The following is a 22,221-nucleotide window of genomic DNA, read 5'->3' as shown; positions in this document are numbered from 1 at the left end:
AGCGGATACGGAGAGCCCATGAGCCCTTGTACCGCCTCGCCGCCCCGCCGCCCACCGTGCACCCGCGCCTCCCGCGGGGGTGCACACACCTCACCGTCAGCCCCGGTCCAGCAGCCCGGTCGACTGCCCAACCTCGATCAGGTAGCCATCCGGATCCCGCATGTAACACCGGATCTCAGCCCCACGATCGATCGGCGGCGTCAAGAACTCAGCACCCCGGGCCTTCCAGGTCTCATATGACGCCGCGACATCAGCAACACGCAAGTTCAGGAAGCTCGAGACCTCATCCCCCACCTCGTGTTCAACGATCGTGACCCCCGGCTTATCCGCCGTCGGCCCCCCACCCGGGTTCATGATCAACCACGAGTTCGCCAGCCTCACGATGCACGGATCCTCCTCAACCACAACCTCCCCACCGAGCACATCCACATAGAACTCCCGCGACCGCGCAACATCCCGGACGGCGAGGAACTGCGTAACGACGAACCCCTCGTCCGGGGCGGGCAACTTGTTCTTGTCCATGCCCCCGATGCTCCCGCCGCCACCACCCACCCGCATCCGTCGCCATCCCCGGTCAAGCGCCGAGGCGGCCCGGCGCGCCCACGATCCTGCAGACCCCCGACCCCTTCATTACGAGCGCCACTCGGGTGGTCTCAGTGGTTGAAGGAGTTGTGTCGGTGCTAGTCAAGTCGCTGCAAAGCGCAAGGCTTTGCAGACTAGGCATGGGTGGAGTGTAACCGAGCGGAACGGAGCTTGGGACCCAATCTGGTCCCGCCCCGTCGCCTCTGCCGCGAGGCACCGGCCGACGTCGATCACAGGACGATGCCCAGGTTCATCAGGTCATCGTCCGCCCCAATCGAATGGAAGTCTCGCGCTCACCTGATTCTCGCCGCAGGATTCTCGCCGCGGGGCCTTGGATAGCCGTTGGCCGACGCCAAGGGCCATCACGACCCGCTGCCGCCGGGTGCCCGGCTAGGATCGCGCGAGTGTCCTCGCGCGCGCAATATCTTCGAGCACGGCGCAACCTCCAGCCGGGCTGTAGCCGGTCAGCAGAGCGTTGCGCCGCAACGAATCTCGCCGTGTCGCCCGCGTCGGTTCGGCTCTTGCTCCCCGGAGCGCCCGGCCAAAGGGCCCGCCGGTGAGTGAGGTCACGGACGCAAGGGCGACAGTCGCTCGGAGAACCCAAAAGCCACTCCTGACAGCAATCGATCTCTTCTGCGGTGCTGGAGGCATGAGCGTCGGGCTGGCCAATGCCAATTTCTCGGTGATTGGCGCGGTAGACATTGAGCCACTCGCGATCGAGGCTTACCAGGCCAATCATCCGGACGTACGTGTTTGGGAGCAGGACATCCGTACGCTCGAGCCCCTCGGGATGGCGGACGAGTTGGGATTGAAGGTGGGACAGCTCGACCTCCTGGCAGGTTGTCCGCCTTGCCAAGGTTTCTCGACAGTCAAGACACGACGTCAAACCACGAGTGTCAAGGATCCCCGCAACTCACTCGTGAGCCAGTTCGGGAGATTCGCGGAAGCGCTTCTCCCGAAGGCGCTGCTGATGGAGAATGTGCCTGCGCTGGGTCGTGACATTCGGTTTGGCCGGCTTCGGGCGCGGCTCGAGCGCCTAGGCTACGGGTGCGCCTACGGCATTCTTGACGCTGCGGACTTCGGCGTTCCCCAGCGCCGGCGGCGGCTAGTGATGCTGGCGCTGCATGGCGGCCGCATCGGTCTGGTCGAGCGGACGGAGCTGGCGCAGAGCGTTCGGGACGCAATCGGTGGGCTACCCGTTCCAGACAACAGTTCCGATGCCCTTCACAATCATGGTGAGAGCCGCAGCATCAAGATTCAGCGCCGAATTGAGCAGGTCCCACGGGACGGCGGCTCCTTTCGACTTCTTGGTGAAGACGCGCAGTTGGCCTGTCACCAGCGCACAGAGGACCGTCCCAACCCGGGGTTCTTCGACATCTACGGTCGCATGAGCTGGGACGACCCGGCGCCCACTCTGACCGGTGGTTGCATCAATCCCAGTAAGGGCCGTTTCTTGCATCCCGAGCAGAATCGCGCGATCACATTGCGCGAAGCCGCCCTGCTGCAGGGGTTTCCGCCGGACTACAGATTTCCGCTCTCGCGTGGCAAGTACCGGGCGGCGGAACTCATCGGCAATGCGCTGCCGCCCGGCTTCGTTCAATCACAGGCCGAAGTCATCGCCGTGGCGCTTACGACTGCCGCTAACAAAAGCGTTAGCGATCGGGGGGCGGAGTGACGCCGCGGTCCAATTTAGTCGCGCGGCTTGCGAATCCGCAGGAACTCTGGAACGTCGATGCCCGGTCGTGAGAAAGCGTGCCCCATGCCGTGAGCCTCCTGCTGCGTCATGTCGGGCTTGAGCCGACCCACGAGCACAAAATCTCCCTCGTTAACTGACGAGAAGATCTCTCCGGATCCCGCGATTACGGAGCGTTGAGTCGGATCGGGCAGAAAGGCGACCATCCGCAGCCGACGCGGTTGCCGAACCACCTTGAGTCGGCGCTCCACGTCGCGATCGCAAACAACCAGGTCGTAGCGGTCAGCCGTGACCACTTCGCACGGAAGCAGCGGGAAGCGGGTCTCGTCCTCAAGACGGAGGGCGTCGCAGGCCGGCTGGACGCACAAGTAGTAGTCGTCGGAACTGTCGCGTAGCAAGCAACCGAACGTCAGGCGCTTAGGAGGGCGTTCGTAAGCAGTGCGAAGCGTCATCCGCATGGCGAAGTCCCGCCCCGACGTCAGCCCGGCTTCTGCGTCTCCCAGCGCACTCGTGATGGTCTTCTTCTCGAAATCCTGCAGCCCGGGCGCTGTGGCCTTCGCTTTACTGAAGCCTTCCGTAAGGCACCGCTCAAGTTCCTCACGAGTCGGCTTCCGGTCGTCTCCACCCTCGACGTTGTGTGTCAGCCATGCGACCGCTCCGGCGGTACCAGCGATTTCGCGCGTTGCGAGATCGTCGAAGATGATGGACTCCAATTCCGAAACGATCAGTCCAAGAAGGTGCTCCTCGGCGTCTTCCGGGTCTGGCAAGAGCATTCGGTGGGCAAGGAATCCGACGTCGAGTTCCGCCCCGAGGGCGAGAAGCATCCGGTGGGCGTTCCGGCGCATCGCAGCCAATGCTCGCATGGTTGCGGCAGGGACGACACCCTGGTTGGCCCACGCAAACTCGTTGACGAGTTGCCCAGGAAGCTCTTCCTCTACCAGGACTCGGGCCGCCTCAGCGCCTTGATCACGAGCAACCTCTTTGGCGAACACAGCCAGCCGCATCGCACCGTACACGACGACAAATGGGTCGTCCTCCGAGTAATCAGCGCCCAGCTCCTCGGCGATCAGGCGAGCGATGTCTTCCAATGCGCTCTCGCCTGTGTAGATAGCCACGAGACGCAGCCGCTCGTTGTCCGCGTCCAAGATCTGCCTGATGTACCCGAGGGCTCGTTCTCCGCGGTCCTGATTCAGCTGCCAATCAAGGATGACGACGTCGGCGCGCGACACCGCCTGAGCGAAGACGCTGTCAACCGGATCGCCCTCGGGTTCGGTTGGCTGCAGGACGCCACATACAACGCCGAGGCTGGCGAAAGTCTCTACCAGCGCTTTGCTGCGAAGCGGATGACGCGGCCGCCGGGTCGGCTCGTTCTGTGCTGACTCCGAGGTGGTCGCTCCCACCGAGGGCGTCGTCAACGCAGACGCCGCGCCGGGCGCCACATCGTCGTCGGTCAACTGCCCTGCCTCGTCATCGATGACCACGGCGGACTGAATGAACTCCCGCGCTGCGGCGCGGCTGAGGTCTACGAGATCAGTCACTACTTTCGGGGTCCTCTCGCGGTTGCAAACCAAGGCATGCGCCAGATTCCGACGGCACCACCTCTAGAGACCAGCCCTCGGCGTCGAGTACCTGACGCGAGATGTTGAGCCCGGCCCCCCGACCGCCTGGCTTCAGTGTCCACCCCATCTCGAAGATCTGGTCGCGGTGACGCGGCTCGATGCCCGGACCGTTGTCGCAGACGGTTAGTGTCCTGCCGCGGACGCCGAGTCGAACCTGCGGACGGTCAGAGGCCCGCTCCGCCCAGTACAGAGCGTTGTCGACCAGGTTGACGAACACGGGATAGAACGTCGACCGATAGCCAACGACCTCATGATGGCGGAAATCTGCTGACGCAACGAGCAGCGGTTCGCGCGTCCCAGCGCGAGCCTCGTCAATTGATCGCCGGAAGACGTCTTCTACGTACGCGACGATCTCGCCGCCCGCAATTGATTCGCGCCGCCGGTTCAGCCGTCGCTGCAGCGGTGTAAACAGTCGGAGATAGCCGTCAAGGTGATCGAATGATGCCCGGATATCACCGTAGAGTCGCCGCAGGTCCGGGTTCACCTGAGACCACGCGCTGAGCCGCTTCAGATTTTCTCGCACTGCACCGATGGAATGCGCGAACTCATGGTTGATGACCTGGATCGCCAAACCCTGTGTTGCCATCTCCAGGTCGACATCGGCGCGATCCTCAAGGGCGAGAAGCTTGTCCTCTTGTTGTTGTTGTGCCTGAAGCGCACTGACTGCGTCGCCGCCCCCGTTGCGAGCGAGCGCGATGCCCCCGAGTTGCTCGATAAGTGCGTCCAACAACTCGCGCTCGTGCTCTGCGGCCTGATCCACGGTTGCCTCGAGGCGAAGTCGATGCTCAACGAGTTCAGACTCAGAGATCGACGACACGTCTAGGCGTGCAACGTCTGCGCGTGTGTCGTTGATCACTGCTTCCAACTGCTTGCGGGCTGTCCGAGCGAGCTCGTCGACGCCGTCCGACACGCTTCGTGCACGCTCTCGGGCGTCTCGCGCGGCTCGACCAACTGAGGTAACCCCGCGTCGGGCGACCTCGTCGATCAACGCCTCCAGCCGGAGCCGGCGGTCCAGGGCGAGTTTCAGATCTTCAGATCGCAGTGCGACGAGCGCGTCGATCTGTTCGGCTGCTGGCCGGATCACCTCGTGGTCGAGCCGCTCGAATTCGCGGTTATATGACGCCGCCTCGTTGCGCACCGATCGCGATAGACCGAGACCGCGCGGCGCCGCGAGGCGATAGCGCGCCCGCACTCTCTCAAGCTCGCGGCGGGCTTCGATCTCCGCACGGACGAACTCTTCCGTGGCGTGACTGGTGTCGCGGTCACCGGCTGCTGCGCTCAAGCGGCCATCGAGTTCATTGAGAACAGCTGCAGCGTCCAGCTCGGGCTGGCCTGCTTGGACCTGCCGAAAGCGTTCTTCCAACTCCAGCGCATAAGCGCGTCGTCGCTTTCGCTTCAGCTTTTCCTGGCGCTCGGCTTCCCGATTCGCTGCCTGCAGGTTGTCGCGAGTCTCTTGGTAGGCGGCGGAAGCCGCCCCTTCGACAGCGAAGTAGTCAAAGGCTGTGCGGACGAAGAAGTTGCGCAGGACACCGCGAAATTGACGGTAGGCGCGATTGTCGAGGAAGCCTTCACGGCCAGCCTTTTCCTGAAGTGCTCGGTTCTCGTCGGAGTCGAGTTCCACGACCCCGAACATCCGCCGATACGAAAAGTAGTAGCGCCCAGCGTTCTTCGTTCGGTTGCGCTCGATCTCCAGAAAGTCGTTATCGGCGTTTCCATAGGGAAGGACGCGAATCGCGTCGCGATAGATGTAAAGACCGCCAATGGCATTCATCTTGCGGGTCAGTTCAACCCACGTGTCGCGGTCGAGAAGGCTCTCCTGGCGATCGCCCTGGACGACGGCTAGATTCAGACGAAATGGCCCGCAGTCAAGTTTGCGACCGCGGGCGTCTGGCCACGGGACACGATGGTCTTGTGGCGGCTGGTCGAACACGGTCACTGTTCCAGAAAACTGGCCGTATTCATCGAACGTCCCCTGGATGTGGTGGTCCGCTCTCCGGAATTCCTCTTCAGTGAAGAACTCATCTGACCCGATGACGTCGGTCACGACTTCTGCGCTCTGATGGTCGCGAAATGCTGTCGTGATGCGCTCAGCGGAATGACCAGGCGTCATTGTGTTCGCGAACCCGATGAGTGTTCGCTTCACGTCCGACGTTCCCCACTCAACTCTCTCGGCGTCGAGGTCGGCGATTAAGGCACCTTCAACCGGAGACACGAAGAACTGCGTCCCGTGTCCATCGCCGGAGAGGGACGGTCTGCCGAGGAGAGCATCAAGTGATGCTGGGTCCAAGCTCAAGTCTTCAAGCTGTGCCGTTGCGCGGGCGACCAGGTCGGAACTAGCCCGAGGCGCCACCGCTCGAAGGTTCGCGAGGACTTCGGCCGACATCTCACGGACCAATGCCGCGGTCGGAAGCCGACCGTTGGGGAGGCGTCGGATCGGCACCAGAATGTCGTCGAGGCTGATACCCGGCAGTTGGAAAAGCGTCCAGCTAATCAAGGCGACGATCGGCTCGTGCAACGTGCTACCGCGTTGTGCACGCGTGACAACGAGCGTCTGGGGCCCGATCGACGCAATCGCCAGTCGGCCGATGCCTTTCTCGCCGAGAACCGGGCGTGCCGCAGCGTTTCGCGGCTTTGGTGGCCGACCGAGTCCAGACCCTTCGACCTTGCTCTCAGTCCCAAGCGTCAACCAGCGATCGACGAAATCAGCCTCGGTCATCCCGATGCCGTCGTCGCGGAGAACAAGGAGGTTTTGAGGCCGGAGTAGGTCAACCTCAACGTGTTGTGCGTACGCGTCGTGGGCGTTCTTGAACAGCTCGCTGATCGCGGTGGGGATCCCTGCGATCTGCTGACGCCCCAATAGATCGACGGTTCGCGCGCTAGCGCGGAAGCCAGGCACCTATCGATCCTCCTACGCCTTGGCCTGCGGTTGCTGGAGACCGACCGCGGCCATCTCCACGACGGCTTCGGGTAACTGGATGGGCGGCGTTGCGCTGGCTCGGAGCACGGCGCGGTAAGCCTAATGGTCAGGCAGGCGAAAGTGGCGATCTCGACTCGCGCGTCGCCGCTGGCGAGCAGCGAAACTGTTTGCCGAGCTGCTGACCCTTGCCAACATCAGCACTCTCGGCCCAAGCGGTCGTGCCGGCCTCGCTTGGGGTTTGTCGGTGCCCGCGTTATCGTTTGGTGGCGTCGCGAGCTCGCCCTGGGCCAATGAGCATCGCGATCTTTACCGCCGCCTGATCGACGTTCTCGTGCTCCCAGATCCGCACGACGCGCCACCCTCGAACGGTGAGAGCGAGGTCGTTTCGACGGTCTCGTTCGACGTTGGCGTCGAGCTTGTTGCGCCACCACGCAGCATTCGCCTTCGGCCAGGTGCCGTGTAGCGGGCAGCAGTGCCAAAGCATCCATCGACGAATACCGCAACTCGTGCTCGCGTGAACACGATATCCGGGCGGCAGCGAAGTCCGGCCACCGGTGCGTGGTTCACCCGATAACGGAGCCCCCGCCGATGGAGTGCTCGCCGTAGAGCCAGTTCAGGGCCTGTGTCGTGGCCGCGGTTGGCGCGCATCGTCGCACGAGCTGCGGGAGTTGAAGGTTCGGGGGTGATCGTGTCGGCCACCTCGCCATTGTCGCCACTACGAGAGCCTGGTGTGACTCAAGCCGAGCGTCTGCGTCTTTCGCGATCGCGCCCGTCCGACACGATCGCAGCTGCGTGTTCGTCCCGCACCCACCTCTCCGGCTAACGGTCGATCGCTTCCTGCACCCATCAAGCAACTTGGCGTCAAAGCGGCCGGATCCGCCAGAGGCTTCAGGTGTGCCGTGTCGCCTGCGATCACCCAAGCGTTGAGACCGGCACACACTTGCACTACGTGCCGAGACGTCCGTCGACGGCCTTGGATTGACCTCCGACACCCAGCTGGCCAGCGCCCTCGGTCGGGCGCCGGCCAGCGCTCCGGTCAGTCTTCGATGCCGAAGGTCTCAGCGTGCTCGTAGCCCATCAGCGTCTCGCACCAGGCGCTGGCGGCTGCGAGCACCTCGCGCAGAAGGCGAGGATCGCCGTCGGACTCGTCGACGAAGTGATGGACGATGTCGCGGAAGCGGTCGACGGCGGTGATCGTCGCGCAGACGATCTCGGTGCCGAGGAGCCAGGTGGGTCCGGTCACGACGACTCGGTCGCCTTCGTGTCGCTCGGGTCTGCGAGCTGCTGGAGGAGGCGGCGGGTCGCGCCCAAGACCTCCTCCGCAGACCGGCGGTCGACGCGTTCGAGGTCGGTACCGTCGCGGACGGCTGCCTCGGCGTCGCGTAGGCGCTCGTGCAGCTCGACCTCGAGGCCGGGGATCTCGCGCTCGCGAAATCGAACCGTCAGGTAGGCGGGGCTGCCGCTGCCGGTGACCTTCATCGCGCAGCCTCGCGATCACGCAGATGGATAGCGTCCGTGTTGCTCATGGAGTTCGTGCTCCTTGGGCCATGCCCCCGGCCGTGTCAGCGGCGCGGGGGCGCTTTTCGATTCTCTAGGGGAGGGACCTCTCCTGATTCCTCTAGGGCGTGGGGACGAAAACTCTCCCCCTCCGGTCCGAGCATCGACGACGCTCGGACCACATCTCAGGACGCCGACCGAGCCGCTCGGATGAGGTCGCTCGCCGGCACGCGAGGCTGTCGCCGGTGCTCGGCGAAGACGTGAGCGTAGGTCTTCAGCGTCTCGGTCGGTGAGTGGCCGAGTTGCTCGGCGAGCTCGACGATCGAGGTGTTGCCGTCGCGGATCATCAGCGAGGCGAAGGAGTGGCGGAGGTCGTAAGGGCGTGGGCGGCCGAGGTTGATGGCCTCGGTTGTCGCGTTGACGACGGCGGCGGCGCCAGTTCTTCCAGTCGTCGGGTCGCATCCAATCGCCGTCGCTTCGGCCGAACAGAGGTGCGTCGCGTCGGGTGATGTCCTTCATGTCGCACCAGCCCAAGATGTCCTCGCGAAGCTCTGGGAGGAGTCGACGGTCCGGTGGACGCGGCCGGTCTTCTGCAACTTCAGAGACCCGTAGGACACCGCCTGCTCGACCAAGATGGTGTCCTCGCGGATGTGGCGTCGTTCAAGTGCTATGCCTTCGCCTGGACGGACGCCGGCGTAGGCCAGCACGCTCACCAGCGTTGCGGAGAAGTGGTCGCCGTCCGCGAGCAGCGCGCGGCGCAGCCGCTCGACAGTTGCCGGGTCCAGGACCTCGATCGCGCGCGTACGACCTTGACGAGGCTTGCGCACGACCGAGACCGGATTGCGCTCGGCCTCACCCCACTCGACACCGAGCGTGAACATGGCCTGTAACAACACCATCGCGCGGCGTACCGTCTCGCAACCGATCCCGTTGTCCAACATGTCGGCGCGCCACTGCGCGACCGAGCGCGGCGTGATCTCGTCCAGCGCCATGTCGCCGAAGCGCGGCGCGAGGTGGCGAGCCCAGCAACGGTCGTAGCTGACGATCGTCCCCGAGCTAAGCGCGCGACGGCGTCGGCGCGGTAGGTCGGCCACAGCGCGGCCAAGGTGTTGTCCTTGACCACGCCGCCGATCGTCCCGTGCTGCGCCAGTTCCAGCGCCAGGCGCGCTCGCTCCAGGTCCGCTTCCTCGAACGTGTCGAAGCTCAACCGACGGCGGGCGCCGTCCTGTTCCGTCCAGCGCACGGTCGGCGTCGTCGAGATGCTGCCGTCGGTCCGACGCCGACGGCGCAACTCGACGCGCGGCTTGCGCGAGTCGGAGGCGAAGGGTCATGGCGCCTCCTCATCATCGTCCGAGAACAGCCAGCGGTCCAGGTCCGCCGGCCGTATCCGGAACGCGCCGCGGGCGGCATTCGCCCCGCGGACGCGTCCGGCGCGCAACGCGCCGCGGTCGATCGCCCGGCGGATCGTCCGCTCATGGCAGCGGACCCGCTCGGCGGCCTCGGCGATCGTGAGGTATCCCGGCGATGAGGCCTCTGGCGACGGCTCATCGTCGAAGGGCAGTTCGAGCTGTGTCATCGCCTCTTCAGTCGCGCAAGCAAGCGGAACACCCTCGGCCAATCGCAGACGCGAGCAGCCAAGACACACCTCGAAGGGACTCTCTGGGACCCCATTCTGCCCCAACAACCTGGAGTCAGCGGGTTGCGCGGCACCATCCTGCGGGTGCGAATTCAGCGCATTTGCAGCGACTCCCTGGCAAGCCGACGCCCGGATTCGAACCGGGGACCCCTTCATTACGAGTGAAGTGCTCTACCAGCTGAGCTACGTCGGCGAGGTGGAGGCGGATTGTAGGTGAGGTGGGCGATGTGTGCGTGGTGGAGGCTCGACAACGTGGCAGGTCGATTTGGACCGTTGGGCCCAACAGGTGGCGCGGCGGAGTGCCGAAGTTCCGGGATGGCATGGGGATCTCGATGGTGAAGGAGCGGTCGCGGCTGGCGGTCGCGGCTCGGCTGGCGACCAAGTTGGCGCCGCTCGATGACGCGGGCGCGATCGCGCAGACCGCGGTCGACGAGCTGCACAGCGCGTTCGGGTTCTTCCTCGCGGTCGTCCAACGCCTGGACGCCCACGACGCCACGCTGCGGGTCGTCGCCGCCGCCGGGCCGCTCGCCGACGAGCCGGACTTCCTGGCCTACGAGCAACCTGTACATGAAGGGATCAACGGGCGCGTCGCCCGGACCGGCGAGCCCGCGGTGATCCCGGACACCGCTCGCGACCCGGACTACCTCCGCCGCGACCCGCGCCACGACCCGGGCTCCGAGCTCAGCCTCCCCATCCACGTCGACGGCGCGATCTGGGGCGTCCTGAACCTGGAGCAGATCGCCACCCACGCCTTCGGCGACGACGACCTCCTCCTCGCTGACGCCGTCGCCGCCCAAGTCGGCGCCGCCCTGCACCGCGCGCGCCTGACCCAGGAGCTGCAGGACTCGTTCGCGAGCACACTCGGGATCCTCGCCGACGTCCTGGAGACGAAAGACGCCTACACGGCCGACCACGCCGACGTCGTCGCCGACCTCGCGCTCGACGCCGGCCGCGCGCTCGGCCTCACCGGCACCGAGCTGCGCGCGCTGCGCTACACCGCGCTCCTCCACGACATCGGCAAGATCGGAGTTCGTTCCGAAATTTTGACCAAACCGGGACGCCTCACGCCCGCGGAGTTCGAGGAGATCAAGGAGCACTCCGCGATCGGCGCCGCGATCCTCCAGCGGATCCCGCTGCTGCACGACATCGCCCCGCTCGTCCGCGCCGTCCACGAGCGCCACGACGGCGCCGGCTACCCGGACCGCCTCAGCGGCGACGCGATCCCGCTCGCCGCCCGGATCGTCGCCGTCTGCGACGCCCTTCACGCCATGACCTCCGACCGCCCGTACCGCAGGGCGCGCCCGCTGAGCGTCGCCCTCGCCGAGCTGGACCGCTGCGCGGGCACGCAGTTCGACCCGCGCGTCGTCGCGGCGGTCGTCGCCGCCCACGAAGTCCCGTACGCGGCAGCCGCCTAGGCCGCGGCCGGCACCCGCGCGGGCGGCGGCGGAGCGTCGGACCCCGCCTCGGCCTCGGCCTCGGCGCGCTTCGCCCGCCGCTCCTCGCGCATCAGCACCAGCGCCGGGATCAAGGCGACCAGGATCCCCACGAGCGACCACACGTAGGCGTTGGCGAACGCCGCGCCCAGCGGGTCGACCAGGCGCTCGCGGACCGCGTCCGGAAGCGTCCCGCCGACCGCGCCGTCCGACCCGCCCGGCAACGGCCGCCCGCCGGTCGCCGCGGCGACGTGGGACTGCAGCGAGTTCTCCAGCACCACCGTCAGCACTGCCACACCCAGCGAACCGCCCACCCGCTGCAACACGTTCAACATCGGCGTCGCCCGCGGCACGTCGGCCGGACCGTCCAATGTGGCATACGCCGCGGCCATCGCCGGCATCATCGTGCCGCCCAACCCCAGCCCGCGGATGAACAACCCCACCAACAACACCCCGTACGCCGTGTCGCCACCGATGAAGGCATACGGCAACGTGCCCAAGGCCAACAACAACAGCCCGACCGGGACCACACGCCCCGCGCCGATCCTGTCGGTCAGCCGCCCCGCGACGTTCATCCCCAGCGCCGCGCCCAGCCCCTGCGGCGCCATCAACAACCCGGCGTGCAGCGGCGACTGCCCTCGGACCACCTGGTAGTACAAGGGCAGCAGGATCATCGAGCCGAACAGCGCGCCACCGATCAGCGTCGTCGTCGCGGCCGCGGCGCTGAACCCGCGCCCGCGGAACAGCCGGACCTGCACCAGCGGGTGCTCGATCCGCAGCGCGCGCACGACGAACGTCGTCACCATCGCGACCCCGACCACGATCGGGACCCAGGCCGATGTCGCCGTCAGCGTCCGGTGCGTCCCGACCTCGCTCAGCCCGAACACCACCGCCGCCACGCCCGGCGACAAGAGCAACAACCCCAGCTTGTCCAGCGGCGGCGTCGTCACGCCCTCACCCAGGTCGCGCCCGACCGCGCGACCCACCGGAAGCAACTTGTAGGCCAAGATCAGGCCGACGAAGCCGACCGGCACGTTGACGTAGAAGATCCACCGCCACGACAGGTTGTCGATCAACAACCCGCCGAGCACCGGCCCGACGACCGGCCCCAGCAGCATCGGCACGCCGACGACGCTCATCACGCGCCCCATCCGCTTCGGCCCCGCGGCCTGCGCCAGCGTGATCATCCCGATCGGCATGATCATCCCGCCGGCCAGCCCCTGCAGGACCCGGAACGCGATCAGCGAGTCGGCGCTCCACGCCGCCCCGCACAGCGCGCTGGTCAGGACGAACGACCCGACCGCGCCCATCCACACGCGCCGCGGCCCGAAGCGCTCGGCCATCCACCCCGTCAGCGGGATCACCGCCGACAGCGCCAGCAGGTACCCCGTCGACACCCACTGGATCGTCGCCAGCGACACGTCCAGGTCGGAGCGCAGCGTCTGCAGCGCGACGTTGACGATCGTCGCGTCCAGGATCGACATGATCGCCCCGATCACGACGACGATCGCGATCGGACGCAGGTCCTTGGGCAGACTCGACCCCATCATCAACTCCCTTCGAAGGCCGAGGTCAGGCGCGACAGCACGCGCGCGGCGGCGCGGCGCTCGCTCGGCGTCAGCAGTTCGAACATGGCCCGGCGCCGGGCGAGCAGCTGCGCGCGGCGCTCCCGCAGCGCGTCCTCGCCGTCGGCGGTCAGCGCGATCAGGACCGCGCGGCCGTCGTCCGGGTCGCGGCGCCGCGTGACCAGCCCGCGCTCCTGCAGCCCGTCGACCATCCGCGTCGCGGTCGGCGCCGCGATCCCGGCCAGCCGCGCCAGCGCGCGCAGCCCCAGGCCCGCGGGCTCGCACTCCAGCAGCGGCGCGAGCAGGTCGGCCTGCGAGCTGGTCAGCGTGCCGCCGTCGGCGCCCTCGGCGCGGGCGCGCGAGCGCTTGGCCGCCTTGACGAACGCGTCGAAGGCGACCACGAGGTCGTCCGTGTGCACGTCGTTGGTCGGAGCAGCGGCCGGTGCCATTCGTTAGCAGGCTAACAGAACATCGTTAGCGCCCTAACGATCGTGGCGCGGATACGGTCGGCTCCTGGTGAACGACGACGAGCGCCCCACCTTCGACCTCCAGTCGCACTCGACCTACAGCGACGGCACGCTCCCGCCCGCCGCGGTGGTGCAGCGCGCCGCGGCCGCGGGCGTCGAGCTGCTCGCGCTGACCGACCACGACACGGTCGACGGCGTCGCCGAGGCGCAGGACGCCGCCAGGCGCGCCGGCATCCGCCTGCTCCCCGCGACCGAGCTGTCGACGATCGACGGCGAGTACGAGGACCTCCACGTCGTCGGCTACGGGATCGACCACACCAACAACGCGTTCCGCGACACCTTGGCTGCCTTCCGCGCCGACCGCGCGGCGCGCGCCGACCGGATGGCCGACGCGCTGGAGGAGCACGGCTGGGCCCTGGACCGCACGGTCCTCGACGAGCGCCGCGCCGCCGGCCTCCCGATCGGCCGCCCCCACCTCGCGCAGGCCGCGTTCAACCACCCGCACAACGTGGCGCGCATCGCCGAGGAGCACCTCCAGGACTTCGGCACGCTGCTCGAGGCCTACCTGATCCCCGGCGCCCCCGCCTACCGCCGCCGCACCACGCCCACGGTCGCGGAGGCGATCGACGCGATCCACCTGGCCGGCGGCGCCGCGGTCTGGGCGCACCCGTTCTGGGACGTCGACGCGCCCGAGGACGTCGTCGGCGCGATCGCGCGCTTCGACGCGCAGGGCCTCGACGGCGTCGAGGCCTTCTACACCACGCACACGCGCGCGCAAACGCAGACCGCCTACGACGCCGCGACCGCCCGCGGCCTCCTCACCACCGGCTCCGCCGACTTCCACGGCCCCGACCACCCGCGCTTCAGCAGCTTCCGGAACTTCAAGACCTACAACCTGCCGCCACGTCTGCCAACGGACCTGACGACAACCTGAACAGGTCACCATCGCACTACATCCCGGCCGGGTCGGCGGCTACTGTGGCCCGCGCACATGGACGCATTCCAGGCGATCATCCTCGGCATCGTCCAGGGGCTCACCGAGTTCCTGCCGATCTCCTCCACCGCGCACCTGCGCCTCGTTCCCGCCTTCGCCGGCTGGGACGACCCGGGCACCGCGTTTACCGCGGTCGTCCAGCTCGGCACGGTCGCGGCGGTGCTCATCTACTTCCGCAACGACCTCTGGAACATCGCGCGTGCGTGGTTGCGCTCGCTGCGCGACCCGGCCGAACGCGGCACGCTCGAGGCCAAGCTCGGCTGGTACCTGATCATCGGCACGATCCCGGTCGCCGTCCTCGGCCTGCTCTTCAAGGACAAGATCGAGACCGACGCGCGCCAGCTGGTCCTGATCGGCATCGTGATGATCGTGCTCGGCATCGTGCTGGAGATCGCCGAGCGCGTCGGCCGCAAGGACCGCGAGATCGAGTCGCTGAGCTACAGGGACGCGTCGCTGATCGGGCTCGCCCAGGCGGCCGCGCTGGTGCCGGGCGTGTCGCGGTCCGGCTCGACGATCTCCGCGGGCCTGTTCCTCGGCCTGGAGCGCGGCGCGGCCGCGCGCTACTCGTTCCTGCTGTCGGTCCCCGCGGTCGTCCTGTCCGGGCTGTTCGAGCTCAAGGACGTCGGCAAAGGTGGCGGCGCGGGCGCGGTCCCGACGCTGATCGCCGTGTTCTTCGCGTTCGTCGTCGGCTACGCGTCGATCGCGTGGTTCCTGAAGTACTTGACCAAGCACCCGGTGACGCTGTTCGTCGTCTACCGCGTCGTGCTCGGCGTCGTGATCCTGACGCTGGTCGCGACCGGCGCGGTCACGAACTGACGGCGGTCAGCCCCGGAGCGTCCGCTCCAGCTTGGAGGCCAGCGCCTCCAGCGCCAGCTCCTCGGACGGGTTGAGGATCTGCATCGTGCGCGCCTCCTCGACCAGGCCGACGGCGTCGCGCAGCTTGTTGGTGGACGCCGGCGTCTCCTGCGCGTCGGCGGCGACCTGCTCGGCGCGGTCGACGTGGTGGATCAGCTCCGGCGCGCCGTCCTTGGTGACCGCGACGTCGCGCAGCCACAGCCCGACCAGCTGCAGGCCGTGGTCGATCGTCGCCGCGTGGGCGCGGCGGTGCGCGCGCTTGCCGGCCGTCTCGCCCTCCCTCTTGGCCCTGCGCGCCTCGCGGTCGGGCAGCAGCTCGGCGTTGGCGGCGATCTGCTCGGCGACCGCGGTCGCGGCGATGTCCCCGCGCGCCTTGGCGAGGTCGAGCAGCCTGACGTGCGGGCGCTCGGACAGCTGGGCGTGCAGCGCGGCGCGCGCGTAGCGCTCTGCGGTGTCCCGGAGCGACGGACCCTCGGCGAGCGCGAGGGCGAGCGCGCGCTCGGCGTCGCCCAGCGCCAGGCGCGCGGCGGCGTCGGCGGTCAGCGGCGGGACGCCGTGCCTGGTCTGCAGGCGGTTGCTCAGCTCGTCCGGGGTGGCGGCCTCGAACCGGACCAGCTGGGTGCGCGAGCGGATCGTCGGCAGGATGTTGCCGAGGCGGTTGGTGAGCAGCACCAGGTGCGCGAACGGCGGCGGCTCCTCGAGCGTCTTGAGGAGCTTGTTGGCGGCCTGGTCGTTCATCGTGTCGGCGCCCTCGATGACGAAGACGCGGCGCCTGGCCTCGAACGGCGTGCGCGTGGCGGCGCCGATCACGGGCTCCTCGATGTCGGCGACGAGCATCTCGGCGGCGCCTGACGGCCGGACCCACGTGAGGTCGGGGTGGACGCCGTCGAGCGCGCGCCTGCGCGCGTTGGCCGGGTCGGTCGCGCCCTCGGCGAGCAGCTCGGCGGCGAACGCGCGCGCGGCGTCCTGCTTGCCGGCGCCGGCGGGGCCGTGGAAGAGGTAGGCGTGCGAGGGCGCGCCCTGCGGCCGGAGCGCCGCCGAGAGGATCGAGTGGGCGTGCGGGTGGCGGGCGACGACCTCGAGCATGCCCGCGCCAGGGTACTGTGGCGCCCTCGTGTCGGGCGGACGGCTGATCGCGATCGAAGGCATCGACGGTGCGGGCAAGACCACGCTCGCCCGCGGGTTGTTGATGGCGTTGCCCGAGTTGGTGGTGTTGCGCGAGCCGGGCGGGGCTGCGGTGTCGGAGCGTGTGCGCGCGCTCGTGGCGGATCCGTCGCTGCGCGTGGATGCGCGCGCCGAGGCGCTGCTCTTCGCGGCGGCGCGGGCGCAGCTGGTCTCCGAGGTGGTCGTCCCGCTGTTGCGCGACGGGCGGTGGGTGGTCCTGGATCGCTTCGTGGACTCGTCGCTGGCCTACCAGGGCGCGGGGCGCGGGCTGGGCGTCGAGGCGGTCGCGGCGATCAACGCCTTCGCGTGCGGGGACGTGCGCGCCGATCTGACGCTGTACGTCCGGGTCTCTCCGGAGGTTGCCGCTGCGCGGGTGGCCGCGGCGGGTTCTCTCGATCGCATCGAGGCCGCGGGCCCGGAGTTCTTCGCGCGCGTGGTCGACGCCTACGACGCGCTGGCCGCCGCGGCGCCGGAGCGGTACGTCGTCCTGGACGGGTCGGATGCGCCGGAAACCGTCGTTTCGCGCGCGCTCGCGGCGCTGAAGACCCTGCAATAGCCGGGCATCAGGCTACGATCGGCCTGTTTGCCCGCGCGCTTCGAGGTTCACTCCTTCGAGCAGGTTCCCGCTGGTCCCGGCACGGTGCTGCTGCGGATCGCTGGTCGCTGGGTCGCGCCGACCCGCGAGCGGCTCGGCGCGCCGCTGCTGTTGCTGGACGACGGGCGCCGGATCCACCGGCTGTCGCCGCTGCCCGGGCCGGACGAGACGGCGCCGATGGTCGGGCCCGAGGGGTTCGAGTGGCGGGCCGCGTTCAGCGCGGAGGCGGAGGTCGTCGGGGCCGCGCGGGTGGCGTACGCGCTGCAGACGGGGCGGGGGCAGATCACGGACCTGCCGCGGCCGGCGGGGCGGCGGCGTGCGGCGGCTGCTGCTGCTCCCGTTGCGCCGTCTCCCGCGCCCGCGGCCGTCGCTCCTGCGCCGCCCGAGCCCGTAGCCCCTCCGGAGCCGCGCCGCGCGCGGGGCGGGTTCCGGGGGCGCGGGCGCGAGGAGCCGCCGTCGGTGCTGGACGTCGGCGCGCTCGCGCGCGCGTCGGACGTCACCGCGCTCCACGAGCGGCTCGCCGAGGAGCAGGCGGCGCGCGAGGCGGCGGACCGGCGCGCGGCCGAGGCGCACCAGATCGCTCAGCAGGCCGCGGCCGAGGCCGCGCGAGCGGCGGAGCTGGCGGCGCGCGCGGAGGCGGGGCGGGTCGGCGCGATCGAGGCGCTGACCGAGGAGCGCGTCCGGGCGTCGGAGCGCGCGACGGCGGGCGACGACCGCGCGCGCGGCGACCACGACCGCGCCGCGCGGGCGGCCGAGCAGGCGCGCGCGGCGGTCGAGGTGGCGCGCGAGGCGCGGCGGGCGCTGGAGGAGCGGGAGCGGGAGATCGTCGCGCTGCGCGACGCCGCCGACCGGGCGTCGAGGGCCGCGCGGGGTGCCGAGGCGCGGGTCGCGGCGGTCGAAGAGGCGCGCTCGGTGGCCGAGACGCGGGCGCGCGAGCTGGCGGCGCTGCGGGAGCGGTTCGAGGCGCTGGAGGGCGAGCGCGAGCACGCGCTGCTGTCCGGCGGCGCGGCCCAGCGGCGCGCCGAGCAGGCCGAGCAGCGTGTCCGGGGGCTGGAGCAGAAGCTGGCCGAGACCGAGGCGCTGGCGCGGCGGGCCGAGGCGGCGGCGCGGCGTGCGGACGACCTGACCACGCGCGTGCGCGAGGAGCGGGCCGCGCGGCGTGAGGCGGAGGCCGACGCGCAGCGGGCGCTGAGGGAGAGCGCGAACGAGGCGTCGTCGCGGGCCGCGCTGCTGTCGTCGGAGCTGCGCGATGCGCAGCGGCGGCTGGATGTCGAAGGGGTCGCCCGGCGCGACGCGGAGACGCGCGCGGCGGCGGCCGCTGAGGAGTTGGAAGCGCTCCGGGTCGTTGCGGTCGAGGCCGCCGAGCGCGCGGGGTTGGCCGAGCAGGCGACGGCGGGGCTGGCGCGGCTCGAGGCGCAGCTGGCGGCCGCGCGGGCGCGGGCGTCGGAGGCGGACGCGCTGGAGGAGCGCATCCGGGTTGTTGAAGAAGAACGCGCGGCGCGCGCGGCGGATGCGGACCGGCTGCGGGACCGGCTTTCGGAGTCCTCCTTGGAGGCGCGGTCGCTGCGCGAGGCGGTCACGTCGGCGGAAGCCGCGGCGGCGGGGGCCGAGCAGGCGCTGAAGGCCGACACGGACGACCTGCGCAACTGGCTGGCCGACGCCGAGCAGCGCGCGGGTCAGGCGGCGGCGGACGCGGCGTCGCTGCGGGAGCGGCTGGCGGACGCGGAGTCGACGGCCGCGGCGCACGCGTCGGAGCTGGAGTCCAGGTTGGTGGCCGCCGAGCGCGCGGCGGCCGCGGAGGCGGAGACGCTGCGCGAGCGCACGTCGGCCGTCGAGGCGGCGGGCGCGGCGCGGGCGGCGGAGCTGCGCGAGCAGCTGGTCGAGGTCGAGCAGGCCGCGGCGGCGCGGGTCGCCGAGGCGGAGTCCGCGCTCGTTGCCGCCGAGTCGGCGTCGGCGTCCGAGATCACGCGCCTGACCCGCGAGCTTCACGCCACCGAGCTGCAGGCGCGCGACGAGCTCCAGGCGCTTGAGACGCGCCTCACGGAAGCCGCGGCGGCCGCCGCGACCGAGGTCGACGCCCTCCGCGCCCAGCTCGCCGAGGCCGACGCCCAGCGCGACGCCGAGTCCTCCACCCTCCGCAAGCGCCTCGAAGACGCCGAGGCGACCGCGCAGACCGTCGTCGGAGAGCTCGAAGCCGAGGCCGCGACGCTCCGGGCGACGAGGGAATCCGAGCTCGAGTCCCTGCGCGCCGAGCACGCCTCGGAGCTGGAGTCGCTCCGCGCCGAGCAGTCCGCCGCACGCGAGCAGCTCGACACCGTCCAGGCCGAGCACACCTCCGCGCTGGAGTGGCTCCGCGCCGACCAGGCCGCGGCGCTCGATGCGCTCCGGGCGGAGCACACCTCGGAGCTGGAGTCCCTCCGCGCCGACCGCACCGACGCGCTCGCCCAGCGCGACGCACTCCGCGCGCAGCACTCCGCCGAGGTGGACGCCCTCCACGCCGAGCACGCCACCGCGCTCGAAGCGGCAGCCCACGAGGCCGACACCGCCCTCGAATCCCTCCGCACCGCCCACGCCTCCGCGCTCGAAGCCGCAACCCACGAAGCCACCACCCTCCGGGCCGAGCACACCACCGCGCTCGAATCCCTCCGCACCCGCCTCCAGGACGAAGCCCACCGCGACGCCGAGTCGCTCCGCGCCCAACTCGCCGAAGCCCAGCGCGACACCGACACACTCCGCACCCACCTCGCCGACACCGAAACCGAGGCCCAGCGCGAGGCGGAGACGCTCCGCGCCCAACTCGCCGACGCCCAGCGCGAGACCGAGTCGCTCCGCGCCCAACTCGCCAACGCCACCGCCGAAGGTCAGCGCGACACCGAGTCCCTCCGTGCTCGCCTCGCCGACGCCACCGCCGACGCCGAGCGCGAGACCGACACCCTGCGTGCCCAGCTCGCCGACGCCCAGCGCGACACCGACACCCTCCGCGCCCGCCTCGCCGACGCCACCGGCGAGACCGACTCCCTCCACGCCCAACTCACCGAGGCCGCAGCCGAAGCCGACACGCTGCGCGCCCAGCTCGCCGACGCCGAGCGCACCGGCGCGGAGTCCGCAGCCGGCGCCCAGCGCGACGCCGAGTCCCTCCGCGCACGACTCGCCGACGCCGAGGAGACCGCGCGCCTCGCCCGCGCGGAGGCGACGGCGGAGGCCGAATCCGCGGGCGTCGAGATCGAGCGGATCCGGACGGAGTCCCGCCTCGACGCCGACGAGCGCATCACCGCCGCCCGCGCCGAGGCCGAGTCCCGCATCGCGGCTCTCGAAGACCAACTCGATGAACAACTCGCGGCCGCCGACCGCCGGACCGCCGAGGCCCAGCACGCCGCCGAGGAACGCACCCGCCTCGCCGAAGGCCGCCTCCACGCCCTCACCGTCGAGCTGACCGAGGCCGAAGCCCGCCTCACCGCCCTCCAGGCGGAGCGTCTCGACGCCGGAGAGCACACCTCAGCACTCCAAGCCGCGCTGACCGACGCCGAGCACCAAGTCACCGCACTTCAAACCACCCTCGCCGACCACGCCGAGAAGCACACCACCGCCATCCGGGCGGCCGACGCCGAGCTCGCCGCCCTCGCCGAAGAGCGCGACGCTGCCCGCCTCGCCGCCGAGACCGCCCGCGCCGAAGCCGACGAGCGCGCAGCCGCCGCCGAGCACCAAGTCACCGCACTTGAAACGACGCTCGCCGAAGAGCGCGCCTCCGCCCGCGAGAGGGTCGCGGCACTCCAGGCCGCCCGCGCCGACGCCGACGAGCGCGTGACAGCCCTCCAAGCCACGCTCACCGCAGTCGAAGCCACCCTCGCCGAAGAACGCGACGCCGCCCGTCTCGACGCCGACGCGAGGGTCTCCGCACTCCAAGCCGCGCTCAGTGCTGCCGAACAGCAAGTCGCCATCCTCGCCGACGAGCGCGACACAGCGCGCCTCGACACCGACGCGAGGGTCACGACCCTCCAAACCGCCCTCGCCACCGCAGAGCAGCAAGTCACCGCACTCCAAGCCGCCCTCGCCGAAGCCCGTCTCGACGCCGACGAGAGGGTCTCGACTCTCCAGACCGCCTTCGCCGCCGCAGAGCAGCAAGTCACCACCCTCGCCGAAGAGCGCGACGCCGCCGAGGAGAAGGTCTCCGCCCTCGCTGAAGAGCGCGACGCCGCGCGCCTCGACGCCGGCGAGAGGGTCTCGACCCTCCAGACCGCGCTCACCGCCGCAGAGCAGCAAGTCACCGCAGTCGAAGTCACGCTCGCCGAAGAGCGCGACGCCGCCCGTCTCGACGCCAGCGAGAGGGTCTCGGCCCTCCAAGCCGCGCTCACCGCCGCCGAGCGGCAAGTCACCGCACTTGAGTCGACGCTCGCCGAAGAGCGCGACGCCGCCCGTCTCGACGCCGGCGAGAGGGTCTCGGCCCTCCAGACCGCGCTCACCGCCGCCGAGCGGCAAGTCACCGCACTTGAGTCGACGCTCGCCGAAGAGCGCGATGCCGCCCGTCTCGACGCCGACGCGAGGGTCTCGACCCTCCAAACAGCGCTCACCGCCGCCGAACGGCAAGTCACCGCACTCGAAACGACACTCGCGAACGAGCGCAACGCCGCCCGCCACGACGCCGACGAACGGGTCTCGGCCCTCCAGGCCGCGCTCACCGCCGCCGAACAGCAGGTCACCGCACTCGAAGCCACGCTCGCCGACGAGCGCGACTCCGCGCGCCGCGATGACGACGAGCGCGTCGCCGACCTCCAGGCCGCCCTCGCCGCCGCCCAACAGCAGGTCACCGCCCTCCAAGCCGCCGACCGCGATGCCGACGAGCAGCTCGCGGCGCTCCGCGCGCAGCTGGCCGACCTCGAGGCATCCCAGAACGATCAGGACCTCCAGCGCTCCCTGGCCGCCGCCAACGCCGCCGGCCTCGACGCCGAGCGGCGCGTCGTCGAGCTGCAGGAGGAGCTCGAGCACCTCCGGGCCAGGACGCGCACCGGCGCACCGCCCGCCCCGACGCACGACGACGCCCACGACGACTACGCCGACGAAGACGACGACCTCGACCCCGACCACCCCCTCTTCGCCGCCTCCGCCCGCCGCGAGCGGCTGGTCATGCTCGCCCTCCTGTTCGCCGCGATCGCCACCGGCGTCGCGATCGGCGTCGGCGGCCTGGCCGACGTGCTGCGCTGACCGAA

The 22,221-nt window shown here is 70.0% G+C and carries 17 protein-coding genes, 1 tRNA gene and 1 pseudogene; 6 read left to right on the top strand and 13 right to left on the bottom strand.

The genetic code is table 11. The annotated features are described in order from the left end of the window. Positions 1–96 precede the first annotated feature (96 nt). Complete coding sequence (locus H030_RS0105750; RefSeq protein WP_027005423.1) at positions 97–522, bottom strand: VOC family protein; 426 nt, start codon at positions 520–522, stop codon at positions 97–99. Between the two features lie 616 nt (positions 523–1,138). On the opposite strand from H030_RS0105750, the gene H030_RS29615 reads away from it, so the two are divergent. Next, a complete protein-coding gene (locus H030_RS29615) occupies positions 1,139–2,257 on the top strand; it encodes a DNA cytosine methyltransferase (RefSeq protein WP_269208519.1) in 1,119 nt (372 codons plus the stop codon). A gap of 14 nt (positions 2,258–2,271) precedes the next feature. On the opposite strand, the gene H030_RS0105740 is transcribed toward H030_RS29615, so the two are convergent. The 9 genes and pseudogenes from H030_RS0105740 to H030_RS0105700 form a co-directional block, all read right to left on the bottom strand. Further along, complete coding sequence (locus tag H030_RS0105740; RefSeq protein ID WP_027005422.1) at positions 2,272–3,813, bottom strand: response regulator receiver domain; 1,542 nt, start codon at positions 3,811–3,813, stop codon at positions 2,272–2,274. Then, positions 3,806–6,790: an ATP-binding protein gene (locus tag H030_RS38255; protein WP_081690538.1), complete on the bottom strand. Its 2,985-nt coding sequence runs from the start codon at positions 6,788–6,790 to the stop codon at positions 3,806–3,808. The genes H030_RS0105740 and H030_RS38255 overlap by 8 nt, the downstream gene beginning before the upstream one ends. 274 nt (positions 6,791–7,064) lie before the next feature. After that, positions 7,065–7,459, bottom strand: a pseudogene (locus H030_RS40625) (very short patch repair endonuclease). Between the two features lie 388 nt (positions 7,460–7,847). After that, positions 7,848–8,054: a hypothetical protein gene (locus tag H030_RS0105725; RefSeq protein ID WP_027005419.1), complete on the bottom strand. Its 207-nt coding sequence runs from the start codon at positions 8,052–8,054 to the stop codon at positions 7,848–7,850. Continuing rightward, positions 8,051–8,290, bottom strand: coding sequence for a hypothetical protein (locus H030_RS0105720; RefSeq protein WP_027005418.1), 240 nt, complete (start codon positions 8,288–8,290; stop codon positions 8,051–8,053). Before H030_RS0105720 ends, H030_RS0105725 begins: the two co-directional genes overlap by 4 nt. 203 nt (positions 8,291–8,493) lie before the next feature. Next, on the bottom strand, positions 8,494–8,775 hold the full coding sequence (locus H030_RS40620; RefSeq protein ID WP_081690537.1) for a tyrosine-type recombinase/integrase: 282 nt from the start codon (positions 8,773–8,775) through the stop codon (positions 8,494–8,496). Positions 8,776–8,823: 48 nt separating this feature from the next. Further along, the gene (locus H030_RS40615; protein WP_155891855.1) at positions 8,824–9,300 is read right to left on the bottom strand and encodes a hypothetical protein; all 477 of its coding nucleotides are present in this window, start codon (positions 9,298–9,300) and stop codon (positions 8,824–8,826) included. A gap of 335 nt (positions 9,301–9,635) precedes the next feature. Continuing rightward, the gene (locus H030_RS39540; RefSeq protein ID WP_035125894.1) at positions 9,636–9,884 is read right to left on the bottom strand and encodes a helix-turn-helix domain-containing protein; all 249 of its coding nucleotides are present in this window, start codon (positions 9,882–9,884) and stop codon (positions 9,636–9,638) included. A gap of 180 nt (positions 9,885–10,064) precedes the next feature. Beyond that, positions 10,065–10,137: transfer RNA gene (locus H030_RS0105700), tRNA-Thr, on the bottom strand. 127 nt (positions 10,138–10,264) lie between these two features. Between H030_RS0105700 and H030_RS29605 the strand changes: the two genes are divergently transcribed. Beyond that, positions 10,265–11,359, top strand: a complete 1,095-nt coding sequence (locus H030_RS29605) for an HD-GYP domain-containing protein (RefSeq protein ID WP_051221810.1) — start codon at positions 10,265–10,267, stop codon at positions 11,357–11,359. On the opposite strand, the gene H030_RS29600 is transcribed toward H030_RS29605, so the two are convergent. Both H030_RS29600 and H030_RS29595 read right to left on the bottom strand, forming a co-directional pair. After that, a complete protein-coding gene (locus H030_RS29600) occupies positions 11,356–12,924 on the bottom strand; it encodes a DHA2 family efflux MFS transporter permease subunit (protein WP_196809009.1) in 1,569 nt (522 codons plus the stop codon). The two genes, H030_RS29605 and H030_RS29600, sit on opposite strands and share 4 nt — an antisense overlap. 2 nt (positions 12,925–12,926) lie before the next feature. Further along, on the bottom strand, positions 12,927–13,391 hold the full coding sequence (locus H030_RS29595; RefSeq protein ID WP_051221806.1) for a MarR family winged helix-turn-helix transcriptional regulator: 465 nt from the start codon (positions 13,389–13,391) through the stop codon (positions 12,927–12,929). Positions 13,392–13,458: 67 nt separating this feature from the next. On the opposite strand from H030_RS29595, the gene H030_RS0105680 reads away from it, so the two are divergent. Both H030_RS0105680 and H030_RS0105675 read left to right on the top strand, forming a co-directional pair. Then, positions 13,459–14,343: a PHP domain-containing protein gene (locus tag H030_RS0105680; RefSeq protein WP_035125892.1), complete on the top strand. Its 885-nt coding sequence runs from the start codon at positions 13,459–13,461 to the stop codon at positions 14,341–14,343. A gap of 57 nt (positions 14,344–14,400) precedes the next feature. After that, positions 14,401–15,219: an undecaprenyl-diphosphate phosphatase gene (locus H030_RS0105675; RefSeq protein ID WP_027005415.1), complete on the top strand. Its 819-nt coding sequence runs from the start codon at positions 14,401–14,403 to the stop codon at positions 15,217–15,219. A 6-nt stretch (positions 15,220–15,225) separates the two neighbouring features. On the opposite strand, the gene H030_RS0105670 is transcribed toward H030_RS0105675, so the two are convergent. Further along, positions 15,226–16,344, bottom strand: a complete 1,119-nt coding sequence (locus H030_RS0105670; RefSeq protein ID WP_027005414.1) for an ATP-binding protein — start codon at positions 16,342–16,344, stop codon at positions 15,226–15,228. A gap of 28 nt (positions 16,345–16,372) precedes the next feature. On the opposite strand from H030_RS0105670, the gene tmk reads away from it, so the two are divergent. Together tmk and H030_RS38885 are read left to right on the top strand one after the other, a co-directional pair. Next, positions 16,373–16,978 (top strand): dTMP kinase, encoded by a 606-nt coding sequence (gene tmk / locus H030_RS0105665; protein WP_027005413.1) that lies wholly within the window; start codon positions 16,373–16,375, stop codon positions 16,976–16,978. Between the two features lie 27 nt (positions 16,979–17,005). Continuing rightward, positions 17,006–22,216, top strand: a complete 5,211-nt coding sequence (locus H030_RS38885) for a hypothetical protein (protein ID WP_051221804.1) — start codon at positions 17,006–17,008, stop codon at positions 22,214–22,216. Positions 22,217–22,221: the final 5 nt, after the last annotated feature.

The organism is Conexibacter woesei Iso977N, from assembly GCF_000424625.1.
Classification (GTDB): Bacteria; Actinomycetota; Thermoleophilia; order Solirubrobacterales; family Solirubrobacteraceae; genus Baekduia; species Baekduia woesei_A.
This window is presented reverse-complemented; position numbering and strand designations above follow the sequence as displayed.